We start from the raw sequence: 19458 nt of genomic DNA on the forward strand, positions 1-19458 counted from the left end.
TTACAATCCTCTATCTTATCATATCTTTCACCAAATCTTACATAATTTGTTCACTAAATTACTTCTAATCAAGATTTGCGTTGGTGTAGCCTTCGGGTGTAGCCTTGAGCATAGCGAAATTGAAGGTCAACGGGATGAAAACGGCTATTGTTGTTTTTGATATTGATGGAGTAATTCGGGATGTCGGAGGTTCCTATCGACGGGCGATCGCAGATACCGTAGAACAGTTTACCAGTTCCTACCGTCCCAGCATCACCGATATTGATGATCTCAAATCAGAAGGAATTTGGAATAACGACTGGGAAGCCTCTCAAGAATTAGTCTATCGTTACTGGGAAGCCCAGGGACAAAACCGCGCCGAGATTTCTCTAAACTATCAACAGTTGGTTGATTTTTTCCAGTCCCGCTATCGTGGCTCAAATCCCGATGAATGGAGAGGTTATATTACCTCTGAGCCCCTACTGTGTACCCCTAAATACTTTCAAGACTTGACAGAAAATAATATTTCCTGGGGTTTCTTTAGCGGGGCGATGCGGGATGAAGCCCTCTATGTTTTACAGGGTAAACTGAATTTAGGTGATCCCGTATTAAGGGCGATGGAAGATGTCCCCGGAAAACCTGACCCGACGGGACTTTTTGAAGCGATCGCCGAATTAGAAACCGCAGAAAATTCACCAACTCCGGTTTTTTATGTTGGGGATACGGTGGCTGATTTATACACAGTAACAAGAGCAAAACAACTCCAACCCGATCGCATTTGGGTCGGTGTGGGGATACTTCCGCCCCATATTCAACAGGCTGATCCAGAACGTCGTCAAGCCTATCAACATAACTTAGAAACCGCCGGAGCAACAATAGTATTAAGTCATTTAGAAGCATTAACCCCAACAATAATTCAGCAATTAATAGTTTATAAATAATCCCGTTCTTGCGCTTGGGCGCACTCTTATTTTCTTATTTAATATGAAAAACACAATTGATATTGTCATCCTTTCTAATGGCCCAGGTGAAATCACAACTTGGGTATATCCCGTTATTCAAGCATTACGAAAACAGCTACAAAATAAATTTTTTCAGGTGAGAATTTCCCTAATATTATCTCCTTGTCCTAATGCTACAGGAAATGAAGTTAATATTGCTAGTTATTACCCGGAAATTGATCGAATTCAAGGCGCGGAATATTTTTGGCAATTTTTGTTATTCGGAAAAACCGCAGCTAATTGGGACTGGTATCAAAAAGGTGTGGTTTTATTTTTAGGAGGAGATCAATTTTTTACTTTAGTAATTAGTAAAAAATTGGGATATCGGAGCGTTATTTATGCCGAATGGGAAGCGCGCTGGTGGCGTTATATTGATCGGTTTGGGGTAATGAAATCAGAGATTTTAGATGATATTCCCCAACCCTATCAAGCTAAATTAGAAGTGATTGGAGATTTAATGGCAGATGTGACTTTATCGAGTTCTTCTGCTATTGTTTCTGAGGATATTATCATTGGATTATTACCCGGTTCTAAAGCTATAAAATTAGCTCAAGGAATGGCATTAACCTTAGCAATATCCGAATATTTACACCAAAAACGTCCCGAAATTAGATTAGTTATTCCCGTTGCTCCTACCTTGGATTTACAAACCTTAGCCAAATTTGCCGATTGTGAATCTAATCCTATTATAGCACAATTTGGCGGAATTTCGGGAAAATTACACTTAGGAAATCCGGCTTATTTGGAAACTCAAAATGGGGTTAAAATCGAACTTTATACCCAATTTCCCGCTTATGATTTACTCTCAAAATGTCAGATATGTTTAACTACAGTTGGAGCAAATACCGCTCAATTAGGAGCCTTAGCTGTACCGATGATTGTATTATTACCTACTCAACAATTAGATGCAATGCGGTCTTGGGATGGTATCCCCGGAATTTTAGCTAATTTACCAGGGTTGGGTGCTATTTTTGCTAAAATTATTAATAGATTAGTATTAAAACAGGGTAAATTATTTGCTTGGCCAAATATTTGGGCAAAACAGGAAATTGTTCCCGAATTAGTCGGAGAACTTCAACCGGAAGATATCGGAAATTTAGTCTTAAATTATTTAGACCATCCCGAACAATTAGAAGCAATGCGTCAGCGTTTACGACAAGTTAGAGGAAAACCAGGAGCAGCCCAAAAATTAGCAAATATTGTGATTAAGGAATGCTTAAAAATCACAACCTAGAACGATGTTTTATTTTACCCATAGCTTTACAAAATTCTCACGAATACATATAATATATGTATGCAAGTTGAATGGAATCCTGAAAAAGCTAAAAGCAATTTACAAAAACACGGGGTATGAAACCGGAATATGATTTTCATCAGGCTAAACGGGGTGCAATCGTCCCACAAGAAGGTAAAACTCGCATTACCATCTATATTGATAATGATATCTTAGAAGCGTTTAGACAAAAAGGAGACGCTGAAGGGAAAGGTTATCAAACAATGATCAATCAAGCGTTACGACAATCTCTTAATCAAGCTAAACTTCCCTTAGATGAAGATACACTACGCCGGATTTTTCAAGAAGAACTGCGGGCTGTAACTTTAACATCAGCAGAAATCCAAACAATTTTTTGAGAATTAGTTAATCAATAGAGTAGATTACAAAACTATAACCCAAAAATCACCATGCAAATCACCCTTGAACTCCCTGATGAAATAGTAGAAAAATTACAGTCTGTTAATATTTCTCGGCGTATTTTGGAACTAATCACCGCCGATTATTACCGTCAAGGTCAAATCGGTGCTTCTGAAGTAAGACGAATACTCAAATTTTCTTCTCGTTGGGAAACCTACGAATTTCTTAAGCAAGAAAAAGCTTATTTACCTTATACTGAAAATGATTTAGAACAAGATGTTCAAACTATTCGTCATCTTTTAGCTTCAGAATGATTATTATTTCTAATACTTCGCCGATTAATTACTTGATTTTAATTGGACAAATTGACTTGCTTCCGCAATTATTTTCACAAATTATTATTCCCTGTGCAGTTTATCAAGAATTATCAGCTAGAGATGCACCGGAAAATGTGAGAAATTGGATCATAAATACACCTAATTGGCTCAAAATTGAGACTGTTACTCAACCTGCTGACGAAATAATAGATTTACTTGATCCTGGTGAACGTGAAGCGATTCTTTTAGCACAACAACTTAATGCTGATTTAGTTATTTTAGATGATATGAAAGCAAGACGCATAGCGATAGATAGAGGTTTATCTATTACAGGAATACTGGGTATTTTGGATCAAGCCACAACGATGAAACTGATCAACTTATCTACAGCCATCGACAATCTTCAAAAGACATCTTTTTGGGTATCGGAAAGTTTGTTACAAAGATTGTTAGATAAACATAATTTGTAAAATAGATAATACCCACCCAAGCTGCAATAATAGAGTTAAACTAATATAACATCTTTAACTTATGAAAAAATATTCCACAAAGTTAATATCCTTTGGATAGATCAATAGTATTATTTAATATTAATCCCTCCTGACTATTTTGCATGGCTGTAATAATTTGTGGAGCTACACAAGTGGGAATAGTTTTCGCCGCAATATGAGGAGTTACAATAATTTGAGGATGTCTCCAAAAAGGATGATTTTCGGGTAAGGGCTCAATTGGAAAAACATCTAAACAAGCGCCGGAAAGTTGACCGGATGTTAACGCAGTTAATAGATCTTCCTCAACTAAATGCTTACCCCTAGCTACATTAATTAAATAAGCTCCTTGAGGTAAAGCAGCAAAGGTTTTTTGATTTAAAATTCCCTCGGTTTCGGGTGTTAAAGGTAATAAACAAACTAAAACCGAACATTCACTTAAAAATAGATTTAATTGTGTTTCTCCCGAAAAACAATTAATATTATCTAAAATTTTAGGTGTCCGACTCCAACCTCGCACCGAAAACCCCAATATATTTAATTTTTGAGCAATATCTGAACCCAAAACCCCTAACCCTAAAATTCCTACGGTACAATTTTCCGTATTTCTAGGGGATAAACCTCGCCATAATTGTTGATTTTGTTGAATTTTATAGTCCGCAAATTGACGATGAAACTGTAAAATTGCTAAGAGAATATATTCCGACATTTGGGAGGTTAAAGATTCATCTACTAACCGGACAATGGGAATATTAGCAGGTAAATTTGGATCTCGTAAAATATGATCCACACCCGCACCCGTTGAGATAATTACCTTTAAATTAGGGAATTTTTCAATAACTCCTAATGGGTGCATCCAAACTAAAACCGCGTCAATATCTGCTAAATTATCAACATCGGGATAAACTTCGATTTTTAAATCGGGTTGATGGGTTTTAATTGCAGAAATCCAAACTTGAGTATCTTCAAATTCCCCTAATAATAAGAGAGTCATTTTTTTTATCCTCTAAATAGTTATTAACCATTTTTGAAATTCACGCCGAACAGAAACTCGACCCGATTTAATATTATGTTTAATAATTTGTGGCAAACTTTCTAATGCTATTTCAGGAAAGACTAAACTTCTAGGTGTTTGTTGATAATCTTCACCCTGTAACTGATAAATTTTAAGTTTATTTTGATCACAACGCCAAACTTCAGGAATGCCTAAACGAGCATACATTGAACGTCTGGATAGAGATTTTTGGGTTAAATCAATTTCTAAGACTAAATCCGGGGGAGGATTTTCGAGTAAACTAATGGTTAATTGTTTCTCAATAGCAGATAGATTTTGAATATAAAAACAACTATCCACTTCTAAACTAATTTGTAAATCCGGTCGTTGCCATAATACCGAACCCAAACAACGATAATTAATGTTTTGTAAATCCAATAAAGCAATAATAAATTCTTCTAAAATTTCACGATATTCTTGATGTTCAAGTGAGGGGGTAATTAATTCTAAAGTTCTATTATCATAAGCAAGGAGCGTCTCGCCATTTTTTTGCCGTTTAAACAAAATCGTTTCTAAATCCTGCCAAGGGATATTTTTTAGGAGGATATTACCAGGATGAGAAGATTTAGACATTGCAGCCACAGGAAAACTATAGAATAATTTATGTGATTGTATCTGATCTTGGTACATCAATATAGACCAAAATGATCTAAAATAGGATAATCAAAATTTAATTATTTTGCGAAATCGTCCCATTTTAGGAGAAATTGACTTATGCCCAGAGGGTCTTTTGCACAATTGAACAACACCACGACAACACAAATCACCTTCTATTATGATAATGGTCATGAGGAATCTTTTAGCGTTCCGATTCCACCTGTGGAATTAGTTCAGCAACTCCCCCAACTTTTAGATCAATCATGGCTGACTTTTCACCTGATTGATCAAACTGTTATGATTAATATGGCTAAGGTGGATAAAGTGGAGTTAAAACCGCCAGTTCCTGAGTTACAAGGACAGGGAATTTTCCTCAATTCTCAACGGGTAACTGCCCTCCATCGGGGTGCTGTCGGTCGTTTAAAAATGACTGAATAAAGTTATTAAATAACCCATAAAATTCGGTGATTTATGCCAACTGTATCTTTAATTCGGACTCATTCTTATCACCCTCAAATATTAGAAACATCCCTGGAAACTTTACTCGAACCCATGGGAGGAATGACCGCTTTTGTGAAACCGGGCGATCGGGTTTTACTCAAACCAAATTTATTAACTGGAAGTCGTCCAACCAAAGAATGCGTCACGCGCCCGGAATTGGTGGCGGCGGTGGCTAAATCGGTGATTCAAGCGGGAGGAAAACCCTTTTTAGGGGATAGTCCTGCCTTTGGGAGTGCTTTAGGTGTCGCCCGGAAAAATGGTTATTTACCCTTAATTGAATCCTTGAATTTACCGATAGTTGAATTTAAAGGAAAACGCTATGAAACCGTCGGGGAAGGGTTCGATCATTTACGGTTAAGTAAAGAAGCCATGGAAGCTGACGTGGTGATTAATTTACCTAAATTAAAATCCCATGTTCAATTAACCCTAACCATGGGAGTTAAAAATCTTTTTGGTTGTGTCCCCGGAAAAATGAAAGCCTGGTGGCATTTAGAAGCGGGAAAAGATGTTGATCGGTTTGGGGAAATGTTAGTAGAAACTGCTAGGGCAATTAATCCCAATTTAACCATTTTAGATGCTATTATTGGTCATGAAGGCAATGGCCCCAGTAATGGAGAACCAAAGGAATTAGGGATTTTAGCCGCGGCGGATCATGTATTTTCTTTAGATAGAACTGTTGTTGATCTGCTTCAGGTTGATCCGAGTTGGGTTCCAACTATTATGGCTGCTCAACGATTAGGATTATGTACCGAATTAGCGGAGATTAATTATCCTTTATTAACCCCTAAAGAATTACAAATTTCCGATTGGAAATTACCCGCAGCTTTGGTTCCAATTGATTTTGGTTTACCTAGGGTTTTGAAATCTACTTTTCGACACTTTTATATTCGTTGGATTAAGGAACCGATGGAAACCTATGGTAATTCTAAGTGATTTATCTAGCCTAAAAATTCTAGGGCTTGATTAATTCCGGCTCTAACTGATGTGCTACATTCCATCAAAGCTTGATGTTCAGATTCGGTTAAATCGAGTTCCAAAATCCGTTCTACTCCCCGACAACCTAACCAGGCGGGAACCCCCAGAAAAATATCGTTTAAGCCATATTCCCCTTGTAAATAAGAACAGGCGGGTAATAATCTCAATTGTTGACGTAAAATAGATTCCACCATAATTCTAATCGAAGATGCCGGGGCAAAATAAGCTCCTCCTGTTTTTAATAATTGTACAATTTCTCCCCCGCCCTGACGGGTACGTTCGACAATTTTATTAATGGTTTTTTGATCAATTAATTCTGTAATTGGAATCCCATTAACAGTTGTATAACGGGGTAAAGGAACCATTAAATCCCCATGACTTCCTAATACGGTGGCATGAATATTCGCCATAGACATTCCTAATTCCATAGCGATAAACGTTTGAAATCTCGATGAATCTAAAACCCCAGCCATGCCCATCACGCGATGGGGTTCAATCTTTGTTGCCTGCCAAGCAATATAAGTCATAATATCTAAGGGATTAGTCACAATAATAAATACTGCATCCGGGGAATATTGAATTGATTTTTGAGCCGCATCGACAACAATTTTGGCATTAATACTAATTAAATTATCCCGCTTCATCCCAGGAATTCGAGGCTTTCCGGCAGTTATAACAATAATATCTGAATTAGCAGTATCGCGATAATCATTTGTGCCAGTTATTTGTCGATCATGACCTTCCACCGAACCCGCTTGCATTAAATCTAAAGCAATTCCTTGAGGCACTCCTTCTAAAATATCCAATAAAACAACATTAGCAATATTTTGTTCAATAATACGCTGGGCGAGGGTACTTCCGACTTTTCCCGCCCCAATAATAGAAACCCGAGTTGAATGACAAGAAGGAGGAAAAAATGGAATCGATAACATAATAGGTAATAGGTAATAGGTAATAGGTAATAGGTAATAGGTAATAGGTAATAGGTAATAGGTAATAGGTAATAGGTAATAGGTAATAGGTAATGGGTAATAGGTAATAGGTAATAGGTAATAGGTAATAGGTAATAGGTAATATTATAGAAATCCGCACCTTCGAGATAGTAAGTACCTAAACAAAATTAATTACACATCCTCCACCCTGTTCCCTCCCCCCCTAGCCCCCCGGGGGCTGTTCCCTCTCTCAACTAGGTAATTGATTTTGTGTAACTACTTATTTCTTCAACTGATAACTGATAATGCGGATGCTTGATGACTGATTAAGCTGATTCTAATTGATCCAATCTTAACCAAATATTAGGGGTGGGAACTTGTCCAAATTTAATCAGGGCGTAGTCCCCCCGCAATTCCATGATTTCCCCTTTAGTTTCAAAAATATAAGCAGAAAATCGAGGATCACTAGCTTTTGCTTCTAAGCTGTTTTCTAACTTTTCCCGAACCGCGTGAACAAAATCACCTTTTTTAATGCCCATAACTCGTTAACTTCCCATGGTTATAAAATCTTACCCAATTTTAAGGGTTTATCGGGGTATCCGAGCAACCATTGGTGTCAACTTAAGGAAAAATATAGGAGGCGATCGCAACGGGATTAAAATCCAAATTTTTCTGACGGGGGATACATCCTAGTTAAGAGCCTGTGAAATAAAGAATCCACTCGGCTTTAGCCAGTGGAGGTTCAACGACGCGGAGAAACTGGGGAGAGGTCACACCCGTTTTTGGAAAAAATCAAACAGCCCTGTCCCGATTCCCTCCACTGGGTGCTATAGTTTAGAATTGTCTGATGTTAAGTGGCTGTTTATTTTTAAACCTGCAATTATGCTACTGATTACCCTATTACTCTACACCGCTTTAGCGGGTGCTTATTTATTAGTGCTTCCGGCTGCCTTATATGCCTATATGAATGCTCGTTGGTATGTAGCCAGTTCCTTTGAACGAGCCTTTATGTACTTTTTAGTCTTCTTCTTTTTCCCTGGATTAATTCTTCTGGCTCCTTTTATAAATTTCCGTCCTCAACCTAGAAAAATTGCCAGCTAATGCGACGAATTGATGTTATTGCTATTGGAATGCTTGTCTTTTTGACAGGTGGATCGATCTACCTAATTTTACAATGGGTGGGTCTGAATAGCTTTGATGCTGGCATCTGGAGTCAAACGTTTTTAGTAGGTGGTTTATTTATTTGGTTACTCACTTATTTATTCCGAGTGGGAAGTCGAAATATGACCTATAACCAACAACTAAAAAACTATGAAGATGCCGTTTTACAAAAACGACTAGAAGAAATGACTCCAGAAGAACTGGCTCAACTTCAAGCGGAAGTCGAAGAAGAGAAAAACAAGTAAAAATTTTACTATTTTTTTCTTCTCTTGCTCTGCAATAATTGGATAATAAATTAGTCTATTTGAGTTTAATTTTAATGATTTCTGTTTCTCAATGCTTTGAAGCTTTAAGAACTTCGGACAAAAAAAACTGTGCTTTAATTCCGTTTATTACCGCCGGTGATCCGAACTTAGAAACAACGGCGAAAGCCTTACAAGTTCTGGATCAAAATGGAGCCGATTTAATCGAATTAGGAGTTCCTTATTCTGATCCGTTGGCAGATGGCCCAGTCATTCAAGCGGCTGCAACTCGCGCCTTACAAAAAGGAACTCGTTTAGATCAAGTATTAGAAATGGTGGCAACCGTTAGCCCAACGCTGAAAGCCCCCATTATTTTATTTACCTATTATAATCCCATTTTGCATCGAGGGATTAAACCCTTTTTAGAACAGATTTATCAAGCCGGAGCTAGGGGTTTAGTTGTCCCGGATTTACCTTTAGAAGAAGCAGAAACCTTACTACAACCCGCCCGTGAAATTGGCATAGAAGTCACGTTACTGGTAGCACCCACTAGCCCTAAAGAACGAATTGAATTAATCGCCCGTCAATCTCAAGGGTTTATTTATTTAGTCAGTGTCACTGGGGTCACAGGAATGCGATCGCAAGTTCAAACCCGTGTTGAAGATATCCTGAAGGAAATGCGGAGTCTTACAGATAAACCCATTGGAGTTGGGTTTGGGATTTCTCAACCCGAACAGGCTACCCAAATGCGAAATTGGGGTGCGGATGCGGTGATTGTTGGTAGTGCTTTTGTCAAACGATTAGCTCAAGGAACACCGGAACAAGCTTTAGCAGATATTGGTCAATTCTGTCAAGATCTAAAAACAGCTATCAGAAATTAGGCTACAAAACCAGGTTTGTAATTCACGGATCTGAGCGGTTAATTGAGGGGTTATGATGTTTTTTGAAGCTTAATGTAGCTTGTTCAACAATTTTTGTGTATAATTTCGCTAAGATGTGTTCCGATTAAACAAACACTGCGATCTACTTAATGTTTGAACTCTTGGCTTAATTTTTACGGGTTTCACAGAAAAAAGCAAGAACGCTGGAAGTATTGTGTTCCCATAAACACATTACCTCCAGCTCCTTGAAACCCTCGTAATGTGCCTTTCTGTTTTTTATTATTGCAAGCTGGCTTAGGGATTTCAAGAGGTCTTTTGCAATCACCCACTTTTTCTGGTAATGCAGTCTCTAAGTCTTGAGGGAAGGGGTTTTAAGCCATCAAGCGACCGAGCTTGACAGCAAATTACCAAAAGGCGGGTTCTCTCTTTAACCCTTCTCTGTGATTTTGAGTCAAATGATCTGGCAAAATAATTATTCAGCTTCACCAATTAAAGTAAACAAGGCGGGTTCTCTCTTTAACCCTTCTCTGTGATTTTGAGTCAAATGATCTGGCAAAATAATTATTCAGCTTCACCAATTAAAGTAAACGCCGCCCAATAATAAGGATCAGGATATTGATTTTTCATCGTTAACATCGCTTGTCGTAACGCTTGGGCTTTGTTGGGTGTCGTCTGTAAGTTCTGATAAAATTGTACCATCAATTGAGAGGTTTTTCGATCATCTATAGCCCATAACGACATCACTAAACTCGGAACTCCTGTATTCAAAAACGAACGAGATAACCCAATCATCCCATCCCCGGTTAACCGTCCAAGTCCAGTGTCACAGGCACTTAAAACCACTAATTCTGCATTTAATTTTAAGTCAAAAATTTCATCCGCCGTTAATAATCCATCCTCCGAACCCCCAGGAGTTAACGCTACGCTACTATTTAAAGGTTGAATATTATCAACAATTCCGTGAGTAGCAAAATGAATAATTCGAGCAGTTTTCAAGCGTTCAACTACCGTTGATTCTGTTGCATTGGCTCCAATTAAAGCCGAAGTATTGAACATTTTAGCAATCTCAATCGCTTCTTTTTCAGCATAGCGAAGGGAAGCTAACGGTTGAGGTTCTTCCCCTGGACTCGTTGCAAGTTTCGGCATTTGTGGATTACCCACAATCACAATATCTTGGGCAGAAGAAGACAAATTTTGCCGTTGTTTGTGAGTCGTTTCTAACACAGTAATGGCAGGAGACATTACAATTGTATGTTTTTCAATTAAGAATTTTCCTTCCTCATCTACCAAAGCCGCAAAAGGTAGATAAAATAAAGCGTCTGTGGGAACAAAAATTACTCGTTCATCTGGGTTAGTCGGTAATAAATCTTCAATGGGTTTAATTAACAGTTGATGGAGTTCTTTTAACTCTCGATATTGAGGAGGAGTGCTTGTCAAATTAGAACGAGTTACAACATTAGAACTAGCTGAAGCGGTAATAAAATCACTTCTACAGACATCATTACCAAAGCAACGCGCTGCGAAAATGAGACGACCTAGAGAAGTGTTTTGTTCTTGCCAAAGAAGTTTAAGATCGGTTTGTCTAAACTCAACTTCTCCAGTGGGCTTAATTACCCAAATATATAATTCTGACGCTAGGTATTGTTCTTTACCGTCTCGTGAAAATTGATCAAAAATCCTAGAATATTGAACAATTGTTGCATTTTGTTGTCGAGCAATGGCTTGGAGTTGGGCTAAAGAAACAACCGGAGAAAAGGGTTCTGAATTGGGGTTGAATCGTTGAGTTAATAACTCGACTAACGCTCTCCCCCGACCTCGTTCAGAAACTTCTAAAGCTGGCTCAGTTTTATTTTGAGCAATTAAAACTTGTTGAAGCAGATTATAGGAACTGCGTTGAGTGTCGGAAAGAGATACTTTATCGAGGTCGTCTTGAATTCCTTGTCGCAGAGATTCCCTGACTTCGAGACTAGAAAACAGATATTTTTCAGCTTCAGGAAAATTCTTCAATTTAAACAAAGCAAGACCCAAATTATTGAGAGCAAGTCCTTCTCCATTGCGATCGCCGATTTCACGGAAAATAGTTAAAGACTGTTGAAAAAACTCTATTGCTTTTTGATATTGTCCTAAGCGATTGTAAGCAAGACCCAAATTATTGAGAGCAAATCCTTCTCCATTGCGATTGCCGATTTCACGGGCAATAGTTAAAGACTGTTGATAAAACTCAATTGCTTTTTGATATTGTCCTAAGCTACGGTAAACAGAACCCAAATTATTGAGAGCAATTCCTTCTACATTGCGAGCGCCGATTTCACGGACAATAGTTAAAGACTGTTGAAAAAACTCAATTGCTTTTTGATATTGTCCTAAGCTACGGTAAACAGAACCCAAATTATTGAGAGCAATTCCTTCTACATTGCGAGCGCCGATTTCACGGACAATAGTTAAAGACTGTTGAAAAAACTCAATTGCTTTTTGATATTGTCCTAAGCGATTGTAAGCAAGACCCAAATTATTGAGAGCAAATCCTTCTCCATTGCGATTGCCGATTTCACGGAAAATAGTTAAAGACTGTTGATAAAACTCTATTGCTTTTTGATATTGTCCTAAGCTATTGTAAGCAATACCCAAATTACCGAGAGCAAATCCTTCTCCATTGCGATTGCCGATTTCACGGAAAATAGTTAAAGACTGTTGAAAAAACTCAATTGCTTTTTGATATTGTCCTAAGCGATTGTAAGCAATACCCAAATTACCGAGAGCAAATCCTTCTCCATTGCGATCGCCGATTTCACGGGTAATAGTTAAAGACTGTTGATAAAACTCAATTGCTTTTTGATATTGTCCTAAGTCACTGTAAGCAATACCCAAATTATTGAGAGCTTTTCCTTCTCCATTGCGATCGCCGATTTCACGATAAATGTTTAATGCAGTTTCTAAAGACTGAATTGCGGCTTGGTATTGGCTAGTTGTATTTTGTTGTCTTCCCTGCTCTAATAATCGGTCTGCTTCGGCTTTTCGTTCTGTAACCGTTTGGGCGAATACTCTATTACCCCTCTCAAATTTTTTCCCCAATAGGAGTGGAGAGGGAATTGTTAAGGTTAAACTGGTTAATAAAGTGAATAAAGCGATTAATCCTAGACGTGAGTTCATGGTACTGGGGTAGATACGTCGGGTATTAGTATCAATTTAACCTCGTTTTTGAGAATCGGCAAGATTTTTTGACAATTGTGATTCAGAGTTTATATGAAATTCCTAAATGTTTGCTACAAACCCCCCCTGTAGACCAGGGCTGTTTCATTCTGGAGACAGATTCCTGTGTGACCTCTCCCCCAACCCCTCTCCTGCAAGGAGAGGGGAGAAAAATTCCTAATATGAAATCTCTGAGAGATTTTAAAATATTAATTGCTCCCCCTTCCCTTGCAGGGAAGGGGGCTGGGGGGTTAGGTCACAGAGGTTTATAAAATCTTAAAGCCATCAAAACTCTTGTTGATGGCTTTAAGATCAGGAGTCAGTCTTGAGAAAAAACAGTCAACCTAACTGTATTGTTGACTAGAATTTTTTTCAGGTTCTAAATTAAACAAAGTTTGTAAAGTTTGCATCGCCCGACGTCGAGCTTCAATATCCTGTTGAGCGCGAAGTTGTACCATTGGATCATGAAGAATTTTATTAACAATTCCTCGCGTTAAAGCTTCAATCACTTCTTGATGTTTATCAGCAAATTCTGTCCCTAAGCGAGATAAAGCTTTTTCTAATTCCTGTTCTCGAATCGTTTCGATTTTATCGCGTAAACAGTTAATCACGGGTACTGTTTCTAAACTGCGCCACCAAACATCAAAGGCTTGTACTTCCTCTTCCAATAAAACTTCCGCTTCCTGAGCCATTTGACGGCGACTTTCATGGTTTTGCGCGACAACCGCTTTTAAATCATCCACATTATAAGCTTGAATATGGGCTAACTCATTCACATCAGTAGCGACATTCCGAGGAACAGAAATATCGACTAACATTAGGGGTTGAGATTGGGTTAAAATCGTTTCTAATTTAGCTCGGTCTATAATGGGTTCGGTCGCCGAGGTACTGGTAAATACAATATCAGAATTTGCCATTACAGACATCATTTCCGACATGGTATAAATTCGTAAATCAGCATCGGGAAATTGATTAGCTAATTCTTTAGCCCGTCCTAATGTCCGATTGAGAATAGAGATTTGGTTTGCACCTTTAGAGATTAAATGCTGAACCAATAGGCGAGACATTTTGCCCGCACCTAAAATGGCAACTCGATAATTACTTAAGTTCTGGACTTTCATCTGTACTAATTCGACCGCAGCCGAACTAATAGAAACTGCTCCTGTACCAATACTGGTCTCGGTTCTGACCCGTTTTCCGGCTGTTAATGCTTGGGTAAATAAACGGTTTAGAATGCGACTAATTCCTTTATATTGTTGGCTTAATTTATGGGTTTGTTTGACCTGGGATAAAATTTGTCCTTCCCCTAGAACTAAACTATCTAACCCGGCAGCGACCCTCATTAAGTGCATGATGGCATCATCATGAATTAGGGTAAATAAATGGGGGCGTAATTGTTGTAAAGGTAATTTACTTTTTTCCGATAAAAATTGAGTAACTTCCCGAATTCCCGGTTGAGTTTCTGTTGCTACTAAATAAATTTCTAAGCGGTTACAGGTGCTAAGAATTGCAACTTCTTCGATATGGGGATAACTTAATAAATGAGCGATCGCAGCATCCAGTTGAGGTTCGGGAATACTCAATTTTTCACGCACCTCAACGGGGGCAGTCTTATGACTTAGACCGACAACAGCAATATTCATACAACAGTTGTTATAAATACGGTTTCAAAAATCAGTAATCAGTAATCAGTAATCAGTAAATCGCTAATAGTTTTCCAGTGTTAGTTAAAAAACCAAAAACCAAAAACCAAAAACTGATGACTGATTACTGATGCTTAAATTTTAGTGCAACTGAATATTTTTGGGTTGGCCAAACATATGAACAGTATCGACAAACCGAGCAGTTTTAGACAGAGAAGAAATAACTAAACTTTGAGTCCGAGCACCACCACTAAAGAAGCGCACGCCTTGCATCAAAGTACCTGGTGTAATTCCACAAGCCGCAAACAACACCGTTTCACCGGAGGCTAATTCATGGGCATCATAGACCTTATCAGCATCATTGATTCCCATTTCTTCGAGGCGATTTAGATTACCTTCTCTGCTTTCCCCAATCAATCCGGTTTTCACCACTTCTGGATCATAGATTAACTGACCTTGGAAGTGACCGCCTAAAGCCCGCATGGCAGCAGCAGAAATTACTCCTTCTGGTGCAGCCCCAATTCCCATGAGTGCGTGAATATTGGTTCCCGAAAAGGCACAGGAAATGGCAGCAGAAACGTCTCCATCACTGATCAAACGCACCCGGGAGCCGGCTGTGCGAATTTCATTGATCAGGTCTTTGTGGCGGGGACGATCCATGACCACCACCACTAAGTCCTCAATGGAGCGGTTCATGCAGTCGGAAAGAATTTTCAGGTTTTCGGTGGCAGATTTGTTAATATCAACGTGATTCTTAGCCACCGCCGGGGCTGCTAATTTCTTCATGTAGAAATCAGGAGCCGCAAATAGACCGCCTTTTTCAGAAATTGCTAAGACGGCCATGGAGCCATTTTGACCATAGGCGACTAAGTTAGTTCCTTCGCAGGGGTCAACGGCGATATCAATTTCTAGCAGTTCGTCGGGGTTACAGAATTTGGATGGATCGTCTTGGGTACAGATCCCGACTTCCTCACCAATATAAAGCATGGGGGCTTCGTCTCTTTCTCCTTCCCCAATTACGATCCGTCCTCTCATGTGAATTTGGTTCATGCGTTTACGCATGGCTTCCACGGCCACATGGTCGGCCCCATTTTTGTCGCCTTTCCCCATTAAACGAGCCGATGCGATCGCAGCTTGCTCGACGACTTCAATAATCTCTAACCCAATAACATTATCCACAGAATTTTTTCCTCCCAAGAACTGAGATTGCCGAATTATTAGACACTCCCAGTGTTTTAGTCTATCAGAGGGGGGGATGCGGTTTTCATTTGGGGGAGTTTAGTTTTTGTTAATTTTTACTGCGAGTCAGGGGAGTCAGCATCTATTAAACGTCCTCTGGGCTAAAAAATCGCTGCTGTCAGCAAACAGGCTTCTAAATCCAGGGTGGCCAATTGGTTGTAAGCCTGATTAATCAAACGTTCTCCCCGTAAGGCTCCGGTATTGGCCCCCGGACAAATATGGTGCAGGGTATCGGAATTAAAGCCCTCTAATATTAATCGAATACTGTTTAATTGTCGTGGCCAATGGAAGGTTTTGGCGGTGCGGAGGGGAACAGGTTGGCCCTGGAGATTTGGTAATAGATGACGTCCGGTGAACAATACTCCCCCATGTCCACTAAAATAGAGGCAGGATGAACCCGGAGAATGTCCTGGTGTCCAAAAAACCGAACTCTGGGAACTCAACTTTAACTCAGTCTCAAAAGTGTTGACGTTGGACTCAGGTAGTAAATAGGCTTCTTGCTCTTGGATCAGAATATTGCATCCGGTGGATTTTTGAATTTCGCGCGATGAGCCAATAGCCGCCCGATGGGTAATAAATAACCACTGAAGGCCCCCTAGCTGCTCGATAAACTGCTGATTAGTCCGATTCCAAGGGGGAGCATCAATTAGGATATTCCCCTGGTTCTCTACAATGAAATAGGCTGTTCCGCCCAAGGTTTCCCGGTTGGGTGGGAAGGCATAAACATTTTCCAGCACAAGCTGGGGGGGTTTGGGTACAGAACGCTCCTGTAACATATTATTAGATTAATTTTTAGGGTTTGACACTCCCACCCCTACGCTACGCTAAAGGGGTGGGATTCTCGGATCTAGTCCAATCAAACAAAGATAGTTGAACATACTCTGTTTGATTGTTTTTCACCGAGTTCGGGGGTGTGCCAAACACCCCATCAGCTAAACCGGATGAATCCATTACAGAAGCATCTCTCTGTAGGTCTATTTGTTATAGGTACGATGGGTTTTACTCTGATTTAGCCATTTCACCATTACCATTCACGATGGTTCGGATACATCTTTACTTTACATTACACATGGACTTCTTGCTCGATAGTTACCGGATTTGGCTTCTAGTAGTTCTACCTTTTAACCCCGCTTTAGCCTGTTGGTTGCTACCCATACAAACTAGGGGTTATGCTTTCACCTCAGCACTTGAGGGATAGGACTTGACGCACAGCGTCTCACCTACAAATGTAATCAGTTATCACCAGTTTCATCAACTGGGTTGACCGTCCCGTAATCTTTTAGGCTTACTTTAGGTCAAACGAATCGTACTGAGGTATATGGTGCAGGTCTTTTAATTAATTTCAATCCTTTAAGAGCCAACTTATAATTAAGTTTTTGTTCCAAAGAATAATAAGACCAAGTGTGTCGAGATTGACCAGAATCAGAACGAGATTTCTGTCTCTGTTTCATTGTGTTTCGACAACCTTCTAAATCCTCTATAACAACATCGGCATTATGATATTCAGCAAAACGAAGAATTTTAATTTGATCGTCCGAGTTATCTTAGTCATGGCAACCATGATAACATAAGGTTGATGAATCGTGTGTATCGACAATGATCGACAATGACAGAAAATCAGTACAAAAGAAAAAACACATCAGTGAGCCTGATTAACTATCATTTTGTCTTTTGTCCTAAAAGACGGAAAAGGGTATTAGTCAATGAAGTAAGTAGAAAATTGGAAGAAATTATCTACCAAAAAGCAAAAAAGCTAGAGTGTGATGTCCTAGCTCTGGAGATAATGCCCGATCATGTGCATTTGTTTATTAGTTGCCACCCTTTAGTTGCCCCATATCAAATTATGTTTAGAATCAAAGGGGCATCATCAAGAATATTAAGAAAAGAATTTCCTCATTTACTTAAACTGCCTTCTTTGTGGACTAGGAGTTATTATTGTGGGACGGCTGGTTGTGTATAAGAGTGAAACTATCAAGAAATATATTGCAAACCAAAACTCTCATTAACCTTCACTCCGCCGAAAGGCGGGTATTCTACATCCCACGCTTGAAAGACGTGGGCTTTGAATACAGTTATTGTAATTGTCGATTTTAACTTAATTAAAACTACCGATGATCATGTTATTTTGGTTAATAATTTTGGGGTTGATGACCTACTGGCTTCTGCAAAGGGGTGTGGCTCAAATTACCCGGACTCCGGTTTGGTTACTTTGGTTGGTGATGATGACTCCGGCGTTCATTTGGGGGACTTGGATTTGGATCTACGATCAAAAACCGATTCCCGCCGAGTTAGTGATTATTCCCTTTATTGTTTGTCCCTGTTTATATTGGTTTTTGGTGCAGTGGGGGCGTCTTCCTCCGCCATCACCGGAATCAGATATTGCTACTCCAAAAAACTCGATTCTTCCCCTGGAAAAACCCAGTTTACCACGCCCCCTAGATCAACAGGAAGAAGACATTCTTCGCAGTTGTTTTCCTTGGACGGTGTTTCCCTTACATAATATTGAATATCGTTTACAATCGGTGATTTGTCGGGGTCAGTTACGGTCTAATCCTGATCGGGCTTATCAGACGATTAGAGACAATATTAAGGCTAAATTTAGCGATCGCTTTTTAATTGCTTTTCAACAGGATCTTCAAGATAAACCATTTTTTGCTTTAGTCCCTAATCCCTATCAAGAAAAGGCTGATTCGATTCAATCTCAACCATTAGGTCAGCCGATTTTGGCTTTATGTTTATTTTTAATTACTCTATTTACAACCACGGTAGCGGGTGTTGAAATGGCAAATATTCCCCTGGATGATTGGCAAGACAACCCCAGTTTATTATTGGCAGGACTACCCTATAGTATTGCTTTAATGGTAATTTTAGGGATTCATGAGTCCGCCCATTATTTAACGGCTCGCTGGTATAAAATCAACGCGACTTTACCTTATTTTATCCCGATTCCTTTTTGGTTAGGAACTGTGGGTGCTTTTATTCAAATGCGATCGCCTTTTCCCCATCGTCAAGCATTATTTGATATTAGTATTGTTAGAGTTTTATCTGGATTTATCATCAGCTTACCGCTATTAATTTTGGGGTTAAGTCAGTCAACGGTTGTTCCTTTTGATCCGAAAATTTCAGGATTTTTAAATTTTGAATCCTTGAATCCTAGTTTTTCATTTTTATTAACAGTATTAAGTAAGTTTATATTAGGTGCTGGGTTAACTTCTGAACACGCGATCAATTTACATCCAGTGGCGATCGCTGGATATTTAGGATTAATAATCACAGCATTTAATTTAATCCCAATCGGACAACTAGATGGCGGTCATATTGTTCATGCTATGTTGGGTCAAAAAACCAGTCTAATTATCGGTCAAGTGGCACGATTCTTAATCTTAATTTTAGGATTAATTCACAGTGAATTTCTGATCTTTGCCCTATTATTATTCTTTTTCCCTTTACAAGATGAACCCGCATTGAATGATGTCAGTGAACTCAATAATATTCGAGATATTATTGGGTTATCAACCTTGGGATTATTATTATTAATAATACTCCCGATGCCTTCTGTTATTGCTCAATTGTTGAATTATTAAGTAGGTAATGGGGATCACGGATTTAAGAGGATTTCACGGATT

At 39.0% G+C, this 19458-nt stretch carries 20 protein-coding genes and 1 pseudogene; 12 read left to right on the forward strand and 9 right to left on the reverse strand.

What is annotated here, in order from left to right; translation table 11 throughout:
- The first annotated feature begins 134 nt into the window (after positions 1-134).
- From NMG88_RS00005 to NMG88_RS00025, 5 genes are all read left to right on the forward strand, one after another.
- Complete coding sequence (locus NMG88_RS00005; protein ID WP_027249510.1) at positions 135-920, forward strand: TIGR01548 family HAD-type hydrolase; 786 nt, start codon at positions 135-137, stop codon at positions 918-920.
- Between the two features lie 43 nt (positions 921-963).
- Positions 964-2214: a glycosyltransferase family protein gene (locus tag NMG88_RS00010; RefSeq protein WP_042156703.1), complete on the forward strand. Its 1251-nt coding sequence runs from the start codon at positions 964-966 to the stop codon at positions 2212-2214.
- 116 nt (positions 2215-2330) lie between these two features.
- The gene (locus NMG88_RS00015) at positions 2331-2612 is read left to right on the forward strand and encodes a BrnA antitoxin family protein (protein ID WP_042156705.1); all 282 of its coding nucleotides are present in this window, start codon (positions 2331-2333) and stop codon (positions 2610-2612) included.
- Positions 2613-2663: 51 nt separating this feature from the next.
- Positions 2664-2927, forward strand: a complete 264-nt coding sequence (locus NMG88_RS00020) for a UPF0175 family protein (RefSeq protein WP_042156707.1) — start codon at positions 2664-2666, stop codon at positions 2925-2927.
- On the forward strand, positions 2924-3400 hold the full coding sequence (locus tag NMG88_RS00025) for a PIN domain-containing protein (protein ID WP_042156710.1): 477 nt from the start codon (positions 2924-2926) through the stop codon (positions 3398-3400). Before NMG88_RS00020 ends, NMG88_RS00025 begins: the two co-directional genes overlap by 4 nt.
- An 82-nt stretch (positions 3401-3482) precedes the next feature.
- Here the strand turns inward: NMG88_RS00025 and NMG88_RS00030 are convergent, their stop codons facing one another.
- Positions 3483-4412: a 2-hydroxyacid dehydrogenase gene (locus tag NMG88_RS00030; protein ID WP_042156711.1), complete on the reverse strand. Its 930-nt coding sequence runs from the start codon at positions 4410-4412 to the stop codon at positions 3483-3485.
- 12 nt (positions 4413-4424) lie between these two features.
- Positions 4425-5045, reverse strand: coding sequence for a Uma2 family endonuclease (locus NMG88_RS00035; protein WP_254034971.1), 621 nt, complete (start codon positions 5043-5045; stop codon positions 4425-4427).
- A gap of 141 nt (positions 5046-5186) precedes the next feature.
- Here NMG88_RS00035 and NMG88_RS00040 point away from each other — a divergent pair, with 141 nt between their 5' ends.
- Together NMG88_RS00040 and NMG88_RS00045 are read left to right on the forward strand one after the other, a co-directional pair.
- Entirely contained in the window at positions 5187-5507 is a 321-nt protein-coding gene (locus NMG88_RS00040) for a hypothetical protein (RefSeq protein WP_026787364.1), read from the forward strand.
- A gap of 33 nt (positions 5508-5540) precedes the next feature.
- On the forward strand, positions 5541-6503 hold the full coding sequence (locus NMG88_RS00045; RefSeq protein ID WP_042156713.1) for an Npun_F2552 family protein: 963 nt from the start codon (positions 5541-5543) through the stop codon (positions 6501-6503).
- A 5-nt stretch (positions 6504-6508) separates the two neighbouring features.
- On the opposite strand, the gene mdh is transcribed toward NMG88_RS00045, so the two are convergent.
- Both mdh and ndhO read right to left on the reverse strand, forming a co-directional pair.
- Positions 6509-7477 carry a malate dehydrogenase gene (mdh, locus tag NMG88_RS00050; RefSeq protein WP_042157987.1) on the reverse strand — a complete coding sequence of 323 codons (969 nt, stop codon included), beginning with the start codon at positions 7475-7477 and terminating at the stop codon, positions 6509-6511.
- A gap of 326 nt (positions 7478-7803) precedes the next feature.
- Positions 7804-8016 (reverse strand): NAD(P)H-quinone oxidoreductase subunit O, encoded by a 213-nt coding sequence (gene ndhO / locus NMG88_RS00055; RefSeq protein ID WP_026787367.1) that lies wholly within the window; start codon positions 8014-8016, stop codon positions 7804-7806.
- A gap of 343 nt (positions 8017-8359) precedes the next feature.
- Between ndhO and ndhL the strand changes: the two genes are divergently transcribed.
- The 3 genes from ndhL to trpA all read left to right on the forward strand — a co-directional run bounded on the left by ndhL (position 8360) and on the right by trpA (position 9761).
- Entirely contained in the window at positions 8360-8578 is a 219-nt protein-coding gene (ndhL, locus tag NMG88_RS00060; protein WP_036834481.1) for an NAD(P)H-quinone oxidoreductase subunit L, read from the forward strand.
- Positions 8578-8883 (forward strand): DUF3007 family protein, encoded by a 306-nt coding sequence (locus NMG88_RS00065; protein ID WP_026793531.1) that lies wholly within the window; start codon positions 8578-8580, stop codon positions 8881-8883. Before ndhL ends, NMG88_RS00065 begins: the two co-directional genes overlap by 1 nt.
- A gap of 74 nt (positions 8884-8957) precedes the next feature.
- The gene (gene trpA / locus NMG88_RS00070) at positions 8958-9761 is read left to right on the forward strand and encodes a tryptophan synthase subunit alpha (RefSeq protein ID WP_026793530.1); all 804 of its coding nucleotides are present in this window, start codon (positions 8958-8960) and stop codon (positions 9759-9761) included.
- Between the two features lie 561 nt (positions 9762-10322).
- On the opposite strand, the gene NMG88_RS00075 is transcribed toward trpA, so the two are convergent.
- The 5 genes from NMG88_RS00075 to NMG88_RS22625 form a co-directional block, all read right to left on the reverse strand.
- The gene (locus tag NMG88_RS00075) at positions 10323-12911 is read right to left on the reverse strand and encodes a CHAT domain-containing protein (RefSeq protein ID WP_254034972.1); all 2589 of its coding nucleotides are present in this window, start codon (positions 12909-12911) and stop codon (positions 10323-10325) included.
- Between the two features lie 383 nt (positions 12912-13294).
- The gene (locus NMG88_RS00080) at positions 13295-14593 is read right to left on the reverse strand and encodes a glutamyl-tRNA reductase (RefSeq protein WP_042156716.1); all 1299 of its coding nucleotides are present in this window, start codon (positions 14591-14593) and stop codon (positions 13295-13297) included.
- 141 nt (positions 14594-14734) lie between these two features.
- Positions 14735-15772, reverse strand: coding sequence for a class II fructose-bisphosphatase (gene glpX, locus NMG88_RS00085; protein ID WP_042157991.1), 1038 nt, complete (start codon positions 15770-15772; stop codon positions 14735-14737).
- A gap of 161 nt (positions 15773-15933) precedes the next feature.
- Positions 15934-16608 (reverse strand): MBL fold metallo-hydrolase, encoded by a 675-nt coding sequence (locus NMG88_RS00090; RefSeq protein ID WP_227364688.1) that lies wholly within the window; start codon positions 16606-16608, stop codon positions 15934-15936.
- A gap of 519 nt (positions 16609-17127) precedes the next feature.
- Positions 17128-17358, reverse strand: a complete 231-nt coding sequence (locus tag NMG88_RS22625; RefSeq protein ID WP_081846435.1) for an IS200/IS605 family accessory protein TnpB-related protein — start codon at positions 17356-17358, stop codon at positions 17128-17130.
- 80 nt (positions 17359-17438) lie between these two features.
- Here NMG88_RS22625 and tnpA point away from each other — a divergent pair.
- Both tnpA and NMG88_RS00100 read left to right on the forward strand, forming a co-directional pair.
- A pseudogene (gene tnpA, locus NMG88_RS00095) lies at positions 17439-17838 on the forward strand (IS200/IS605 family transposase).
- A gap of 105 nt (positions 17839-17943) precedes the next feature.
- Positions 17944-19416: a site-2 protease family protein gene (locus tag NMG88_RS00100; protein WP_042156718.1), complete on the forward strand. Its 1473-nt coding sequence runs from the start codon at positions 17944-17946 to the stop codon at positions 19414-19416.
- The last annotated feature ends 42 nt before the right edge of the window (positions 19417-19458 follow it).

Origin of the sequence: Planktothrix agardhii (genome assembly GCF_904830935.1) — a bacterium.
GTDB lineage: Bacteria > Cyanobacteriota > Cyanobacteriia > Cyanobacteriales > Microcoleaceae > Planktothrix > Planktothrix agardhii.